The 716-nt window shown below is 51.0% G+C and carries 2 tRNA genes and 1 rRNA gene; all 3 read left to right on the top strand.

Annotated features, from left to right (window positions below):
* Positions 1-71 (top strand): 16S ribosomal RNA (locus ACXAIA_RS20640); the annotation flags it as partial.
* Positions 72-282: 211 nt separating this feature from the next.
* Positions 283-359: transfer RNA gene (locus ACXAIA_RS20645), tRNA-Ile, on the top strand.
* A gap of 4 nt (positions 360-363) precedes the next feature.
* Positions 364-439: transfer RNA gene (locus tag ACXAIA_RS20650), tRNA-Ala, on the top strand.
* The last annotated feature ends 277 nt before the right edge of the window (positions 440-716 follow it).

The following is a 716-nucleotide window of genomic DNA, read 5'->3' on the forward strand; positions in this document are numbered from 1 at the left end:
TAAGGTCAGCGACTGGGGTGAAGTCGTAACAAGGTAGCCGTAGGGGAACCTGCGGCTGGATCACCTCCTTTCAAGGATGAGGATGGATTTACTTCTATCCTCTCTAGTAAAAGAAAAGACCATGGCGCTGTCCGCGCATCCCTTCCAAATCTCGAAATTGTTTTAGGCAAGCTATAGCTTGCCGTAAGCCACCCGCGCATTGGGTTGGCCCTCTTAAGTGAGAATTACGGCAATGCGCCTGAATGCGGAGCATTCAGATTAGCGAAGCTAAACTAACATACCGGGCCTGTAGCTCAGTTGGTTAGAGCGCACCCCTGATAAGGGTGAGGTCAGAAGTTCAACTCTTCTCAGGCCCACCATCACGGGGGTGTAGCTCAGTTGGGAGAGCGCCTGCTTTGCAAGCAGGAGGTCATCGGTTCGATCCCGTTCACCTCCACCAATTCCTTGGTGGATGCGCACAGTGACTTCAGTCATGTGGCGCGCAGTCCGGGATGGGCAACACGGTATGGTAACGCAAGTTACCTAGAGATTTGGAAGATACAGGCTTCCAGCATTAGCTGGAGACGAGATGTTTGACATTGTGAATAGGGAATATGAAGAGAACGGATCTTTCCGTTGTGATTTTTCGCAACGAAAGAACGTGATCGCGAACTAGTTGTGATGTGGTTTTGCAGGTTTTACCCCTGCGCAAGCCGCAGAACAGTTAGCTGAGGGAT

The sequence above is a fragment of the Thalassospira sp. ABL2_045 genome, assembly GCF_056161285.1.